At 72.5% G+C, this 6,000-nt stretch carries 6 protein-coding genes and 1 tRNA gene; 3 read left to right on the top strand and 4 right to left on the bottom strand.

Annotated elements, in window-relative coordinates; genetic code table 11:
* Nucleotides 1–374, bottom strand: a 374-nt coding sequence (locus P3T27_RS10125; RefSeq protein WP_280676582.1) for an ATP-binding cassette domain-containing protein, incomplete at its 3' end; no start/stop codon positions are given.
* 391 nt (nt 375–765) lie between these two features.
* Here P3T27_RS10125 and P3T27_RS10120 point away from each other — a divergent pair.
* The 3 genes from P3T27_RS10120 (at nt 766) to P3T27_RS10110 (ending at nt 2,314) form a co-directional block, all read left to right on the top strand.
* Nucleotides 766–847: transfer RNA gene (locus P3T27_RS10120), tRNA-Leu, on the top strand.
* A gap of 139 nt (nt 848–986) precedes the next feature.
* Nucleotides 987–1,853: a Bax inhibitor-1/YccA family protein gene (locus P3T27_RS10115; RefSeq protein ID WP_280676581.1), complete on the top strand. Its 867-nt coding sequence runs from the start codon at nt 987–989 to the stop codon at nt 1,851–1,853.
* Between the two features lie 92 nt (nt 1,854–1,945).
* A complete protein-coding gene (locus tag P3T27_RS10110) occupies nt 1,946–2,314 on the top strand; it encodes a hypothetical protein (RefSeq protein ID WP_280676580.1) in 369 nt (122 codons plus the stop codon).
* Nucleotides 2,315–2,396: 82 nt separating this feature from the next.
* On the opposite strand, the gene P3T27_RS10105 is transcribed toward P3T27_RS10110, so the two are convergent.
* The 3 genes from P3T27_RS10105 to P3T27_RS10095 all read right to left on the bottom strand — a co-directional run bounded on the left by P3T27_RS10105 (nt 2,397) and on the right by P3T27_RS10095 (nt 5,999).
* Nucleotides 2,397–3,344, bottom strand: a complete 948-nt coding sequence (locus P3T27_RS10105; protein ID WP_280676579.1) for a hypothetical protein — start codon at nt 3,342–3,344, stop codon at nt 2,397–2,399.
* Between the two features lie 289 nt (nt 3,345–3,633).
* A complete protein-coding gene (locus tag P3T27_RS10100; protein WP_280676577.1) occupies nt 3,634–4,854 on the bottom strand; it encodes an acetyl-CoA C-acetyltransferase in 1,221 nt (406 codons plus the stop codon).
* A gap of 62 nt (nt 4,855–4,916) precedes the next feature.
* Nucleotides 4,917–5,999, bottom strand: a complete 1,083-nt coding sequence (locus tag P3T27_RS10095; protein ID WP_280676575.1) for an SGNH/GDSL hydrolase family protein — start codon at nt 5,997–5,999, stop codon at nt 4,917–4,919.
* Between the last annotated feature and the right edge of the window lies 1 nt (nt 6,000).

The following is a 6,000-nucleotide window of genomic DNA, read 5'->3' as shown; positions in this document are numbered from 1 at the left end:
GCGATGTCCATCGGGAGGGTGATGTTCTCCAGGGCGGTGAGGGTGGGGAGGAGGTTGAAGGCCTGGAAGATGAAGCCGATGTGGTCGCGGCGCAGCTGGGTGAGCTGCTTGTCCTTGAGGCCGACGAGTTCGGTGTCGCCGATGGTGGAGGAGCCGGAGGAGACGGTGTCCAGGCCGGCCATGCAGTGCATGAGGGTGGACTTGCCGGAGCCGGAGGGGCCCATGATGGCGGTGAACTCGCCCTGGGGGAAGGTCACGGTGACGTTGTCGAGGGCGACGACGCGGGTCTCCCCGTCCCCGTAGACCTTGTTCAGTCCGGTGGCGCGGGCGGCCGCCAGGCCGGTACGGACGGCGGTTGCGGTCGACGTGGTCACGGGGGTGCTCCTTGGTGGTCGCGGGCTGCGGGAGGCGCGCTGGGCGTCTGGACGGCCGGACACCAGGGGCGCCCGGCCGTACCTCCATGCTCCGCTGTGTGATCATGGTTTCTCGTCGCTCCGCCGGACGGTTGGCCCGACCACCGCTGGGCGTACGGCCAGGTGACGCCCTCCTCCTGCGGTATGACGCCGACCCTGACCCCGGGGCGATGGCCGGAACCTGTGCACTTCGTGGCCAGATCGCGGACTATTCGTCAGATGGCAAGGAAGCATGACAACTTCCCTGGCTGGGAACATGCGAAAGAGTGAGCCGGACGACTAGGCTCTGGGGTGGCCTGCATCGGGGCGGAGCGATTTTTCTCCCGCCGACGGCGCGGTCCGTCCATGGGACGCCCGGATGGTGGAACGCAGACACGGGCAGCTTAAAACTGCTTGGCCGCGAGGCCGTGCCGGTTCGAGTCCGGCTCCGGGCACCGCTCGACTCGCGGGGGCGCCGACGGCGTCCCCGCCGGGAGTCGTTCACTGATCCTCCTCGCGGCGTATCCCGGAATTTTTGCCAAGCCATTACCCTGGTGGCTGGGCGGTGCAGTGCCGCCACGGAGGGAATGTGCAATGAGAAGCAGTAACCCGGTCTTCTCGCGGGAGGGTTCCTTCACCCGTGAGCCCGGCTACGCGGGGTTCGGTACCACCGCGCAGGCCGGGGGCCAGTACGGCAACAACCCCTACGCGGGGAGTCCTTACGCCCAGCAGCCGCAGGGCCCGCTGACCGACGAGCAGCTGTACGAGATGTACAACGGGCCGTCGGCCGGCCCCGCCGCCACCGGGCGGATGACGCTCGACGACGTGGTCGCGCGCACCGCCATGACGCTCCTGACCCTGGTCGCCGCCGGCGCGGTGGCCTGGTTCGCGCTGCCGTTCGAGAACTTCGGCTTCGCGATCGGCGCCAGCCTGGTGGCCATGGTGGTCGGCCTGGTGGTGTCCTTCAAGCGCAGCGTCAGCCCGCCGCTGATCCTGACCTACGCGGCTCTGGAGGGCTTCGCGCTCGGCGCCGTCACGCACGCGTTCAACACCCTCTTCGAGGGCATTGCGATCCAGGCGGTGCTGGGCACCGCGGCGGTCTTCGCGGCGATGCTGTTCGCCTACAAGAGCGGCCGGATCCGGGTCACCGCGCGCTACCAGCGGATCGGCATCGCGATCGCCCTGGGCTTCGTGCTGCTGATGGTGGTCAACATGATCGCGATGGCGTTCGGCGCCGACCTCGGCCTGCGCTCCGGCCCGCTGGGTATCGTGGTCGGCCTGATCGGCATCGGCCTCGGCGCCTTCTTCCTGTCGCTGGACTTCGCGGCGATCGAGGAGGCCATCGCCCAGGGCGCGCCGCAGAAGGAGGCCTGGCGGGCCGCCTTCGGGCTCACCCTGTCGCTGGTCTGGATCTACGTCGAGATGCTGCGCCTGATCGCGATCCTGCGCGGCGACGACTAACCCCGTTCCCGCCGTGCCACTGCCGCCGGGCCCCGGAGCAACCGCTCCGGGGCCCGGCGGCTTTCCGTTCCCGCTCCCTTAGGCTCCTTGGCATGCATGACGTACAGCCCCTGGTCGAAGCCGTCGACTCCCTGGCGGATCGTTTCCGCTCGTTGCCGCAGAGCAAGCTGCTGGGCGCCGTGCCCGGGTACGAGTCCCGGGCGGCGGCCGCGCTGGCGCTGGCCCGGCGGCTGGCGGCGCTGGCACTGGCGGTGGAGGGCGGGCCGGAGCGGGAGTTCCCGGACGCCGGGGCATTCGCGGCGGGCGACCAACTGGCCGTCGCCGGGCACGACCTGGCGGCCGTGCTCGCGGCGCTGCCGGAAGGTGCCGAAGTGCCGCTGCCGGACGGGCCGGAGGCGGTGGCCGCGGTGCTGGCCGAGACGGCGGCCGCGGTGCGCGAGACGGCGGCGCTCTGCCGCTGAAGCCGTCCGGACAGGCCGAAGGCCGACCGGGTCGGTAACCCCTTGACCCGGCCGGCCTTCGGTCCTGCGTGGCGACTCCCCGTCAGATGCTGGCGACCACCCGGTCGGCGAGCACGTAGACGGCCTCCTCGTCGGTGGAGAAGGTCAGCGAGTACGAGCCGGAGAAGCGCGAGCCGCCGAGCAGTCGGACGTGCTCACCGGCACGGACCGCGTCGATCAGCCGGTAGGCGGCCTCCCGGTCGCCCGGGGCCACACAGAGCGTGGTGCCGTCCGCGAAGGCGTACACGTCCAGGGTGCCCAGCGGGCCAGGGCGGACGTCGATCAGGGCGACGTCCTCCTCGGCGAGGGTGGCCAGCCGGGTGTCGGTCCACTCGCGGGACGGCGCCTGGCTCGGCACGAAGTCGGGGTGGGAGGGGTGGCGGCGCAGGTCGGGCGCGGCGACCGGGGCGTCCTCGACGGCCGGTTCGGCGTCCAGCAGCCCGGCCTCCAGGCCGGTGGCCAGCAGGTCGGCCTCGCGGCGGGCGCGGGCGTCACCGGTGGGCTCGGTGGAGGCGGTGCCGGCGGGGTGGCCGGGGCGCAGCGGGGAGCCGCCCTCGGGGCCGGGCGCGGCGGGACCGTCCTCGTTGATCAGGTCCTCCAGCGCGGAGCGCAGCGCCTCGCCGAACTCCGGGTCCATGGTGCCGGCGTTGTCGGCGGCGTCCTGCGGGCCGGTGGGGCGGGGGAAGAACAGCGGCCACTCGTCGGTGCTGGCGAACACGCCGGTGAACGGGGAGTCGAACAGCGGGGCGTCCTCGGCCGCGCGGGCCTCCTGCTCGGCCCAGAACGCCCGGGCCTCGGTGATCTCCCGCTCGCGGTCGGCGGCGAGCGCCTCGGCGACGGCCTGGCGTATCGCGGCCTCGTCCACCGGGACGGGCGCGGCCTGGGCCGCGGCCTGCGCGTCCAGCCGGTGGGAGAGTCCCCGGAGGTGGAGCAGCACGGCGGTCGACACGGTGATCAGGATCAGCAGCAGGATGGTGTAGACGGCGCTCACGGAACGTACTCCTAGCGAGGAGCGGAACGGGGTTACGTGTCCACACTGCCGCATCCGGGGGTGTGGACGCAGTGGCGAATGTCTAATTTGTGCGGGACTTTCGCTCTTGTCCCCAAATTGTTAGGTAACACCGTTCTACGCAGTGGAGTTGATCCGCTCCGCAGTGTCGATTTCCGAGCCGAAAACGAGCGAAAAGAGGGCCGGATCGACCTCGCGGTGTGATCCGGCCCTCAATTACGCAGCGTCACTCCAAACGGGTGGTCCAGACCCTTCGGAGTGTCCGGTGGGGTCAGCTCAGGCGCTCGATGACCATCGCCATGCCCTGGCCGCCGCCGACGCACATGGTCTCCAGGCCGAACTGCTTGTCGTGCCACTGCAGGGAGTTGATCAGGGTGGTGGTGATCCGGGCGCCGGTCATTCCGAACGGGTGGCCGACGGCGATCGCGCCGCCGTTGACGTTCAGCTTGTCCAGGTCGACGCCGAGATCCCGGTAGGACGGGATCACCTGGGCCGCGAAGGCCTCGTTGATCTCGACCAGGTCGATGTCACCGATGGTCAGACCGGCCCGCCGCAGCGCCTGCTTGGAGGCCTCGACCGGGCCGTAGCCCATGATCTCGGGGGAGAGCGCGCTGACGCCGGTGGAGACGACCCGGGCGAGCGGGGTGATGCCCAGCTCGCGAGCCTTGGTGTCGGACATGACGACCAGCGCCGCGGCGCCGTCGTTCAGCGGGCAGCAGTTACCCGCGGTCACGGTGCCGTCCGGACGGAACACCGGCTTCAGGCCGGAGACGCCCTCCAGCGTGACGCCGGCGCGCGGGCCGTCGTCCTTGCTCACCACGGTGCCGTCCGGGAGCGTCACCGGGGTGATCTCGCGCTCCCAGAAGCCGGCCTTGATGGCGGCCTCGGCGAGGTTCTGCGAGCGGACGCCGAACTCGTCCTGCTCGGCGCGGGTGATCCCCTTGAGCGCGGCCAGGTTCTCGGCGGTCTGGCCCATCGCGATGTAGGCGTCCGGCAGCAGCCCGTCCTCGCGCGGGTCGTGCCACGCCCCGCCGCCCTCCTCCGCGCGCTTGGCGGTGCGGGCCTGGGCGTCGTCGAAGAGCGGGTTCATGGTGCCCGGCATGCCGTCCGAGGAGCCGTTCACGCTGCGCGAGACGGTCTCCACGCCGGCCGAGATGAAGACGTCGCCCTCGCCGGCCCGGATCGCGTGCAGCGCCATCCGCGTGGTCTGCAGCGAGGACGAGCAGTAGCGGGTGATGGTGGCACCGGGCAGGTAGTCCATGCCCATCTGGACGGCCACGATGCGGGCCAGGTTGTGGCCCTGCTCGCCGCCGGGCAGGCCGCAGCCCAGCATCAGGTCGTCGATCTCGCGCGGGTCCAGCTGCGGGACCTTGGCCAGCGCGGCCTGGATGACGTGGGCGGTCAGGTCGTCCGGGCGGACGTCCTTGAGCGAGCCCTTGAAAGCCCGGCCGATCGGCGAACGGGCGGCGCTGACGATGACGGCTTCGGGCATGGCGGGCTCCTCGCTGGGTGACGGCGGACTGGCGTCCGGGAGGAAAGTTACCGCCTGGTAGATCAGGCGTCACCCGTCCCGGCATGTGAGCTGGCCGACGTGTTGCCGGCACCCGGAACGGTGCCGTCCCGGGCCTCCTCGGGGGCCGAGGAGCCGGGCAGTCCGACCCGCAGCCGGTGGCGCAGCAGCGCCCAGCGGCGGGCGGCGTCCTCCGCCCCGACGGCCGCCACCTCGGTGCCCGAGTGCCCGGCCGCCGTGGCTGCGGCCACCGCGACCGGCAGCACCGTCTCGCCCGGCACGGGCCCGGCCGGGTGCTCCTCCTCCGGCCAGAGGTCGAGCGCGGCGCACACCGAGGGCAGCACGGCCATCGCGGCCGTCGCGTAGCCCTGAGCGGACGGGTGGTAGCGGTCGGCCGCGAACATCTCCGGGCGCGCCGCGAACTCCGGGCCCAGCAGCGACCCCAGCGAGACCGTCCGGCCGCCCGCCTCCACCACCGCGATGGTCTGTGCGGCCGCCAGCTGCCGGCTCAGCCGGCGGGCCACCCAGCGCAGCGGCGGGCGCACCGGCTTGATCGTCCCGAGATCCGGGCAGGTGCCGACCACCACCTCGCAGCCGTTCGCCCGCAGCGCCGCGACCGCCTCGCCGAGCTGACGGACGGCCAGCTGGGCCGGGCTGTGCCGGGTCACGTCGTTGGCGCCGATCATGATCACGGCGACGTCCGGACGGTGCGGCAGGGCCTGCTCCAGCTGGCCGGAGAGGTCGGCGGAACGGCCGCCGGAGCGGGCCACGTTGACCAGCCGGACCGGGCGTTCGGCCACCGACGCCAGGCCCGCGGCCAGCAGTGCGCCCGGGGTCTCCCGGGACCGCAGCACACCGAGGCCGGCGCCGGTGGAGTCGCCGAGGACGGCCAGCACGAGCGGCGGCTGCGCGGCGGCGGAGCCGTCGGCGAAGGCCTCGCCGTACACGCCGTCGGCCTTGGGCGGATCGCCCTCCAGGACGCCGATGGCCTGGATCGCGAGCTTGCTCTCGGTCAGCAGCACGCCGACCAGGCCCACCCCCAGCAGGCCGAGCCCGCCGCCGCCGTACGCCGCCGCGGTGGCGATCCGGCGGGCCACCCGGGCCCGCGCGTCCTGTGCCCCTGGCATC

It is taken from the genome of Kitasatospora sp. MAA19 (assembly GCF_029894125.1).
GTDB lineage: Bacteria > Actinomycetota > Actinomycetes > Streptomycetales > Streptomycetaceae > Kitasatospora.
This window is presented reverse-complemented; position numbering and strand designations above follow the sequence as displayed.

Bases quoted from the DNA above. Each gene is read 5' to 3' on its own strand.
- P3T27_RS10100 (WP_280676577.1), bottom strand. From the start codon at position 4,854: ATGCCCGAAGCCGTCATCGTCAGCGCCGCCCGTTCGCCGATCGGCCGG.
- P3T27_RS10115 (WP_280676581.1), top strand. From the start codon at position 987: ATGAGAAGCAGTAACCCGGTCTTCTCGCGGGAGGGTTCCTTCACCCGT.
- P3T27_RS10110 (WP_280676580.1), top strand. From the start codon at position 1,946: ATGCATGACGTACAGCCCCTGGTCGAAGCCGTCGACTCCCTGGCGGAT.
- P3T27_RS10095 (WP_280676575.1), bottom strand. From the start codon at position 5,999: ATGCCAGGGGCACAGGACGCGCGGGCCCGGGTGGCCCGCCGGATCGCC.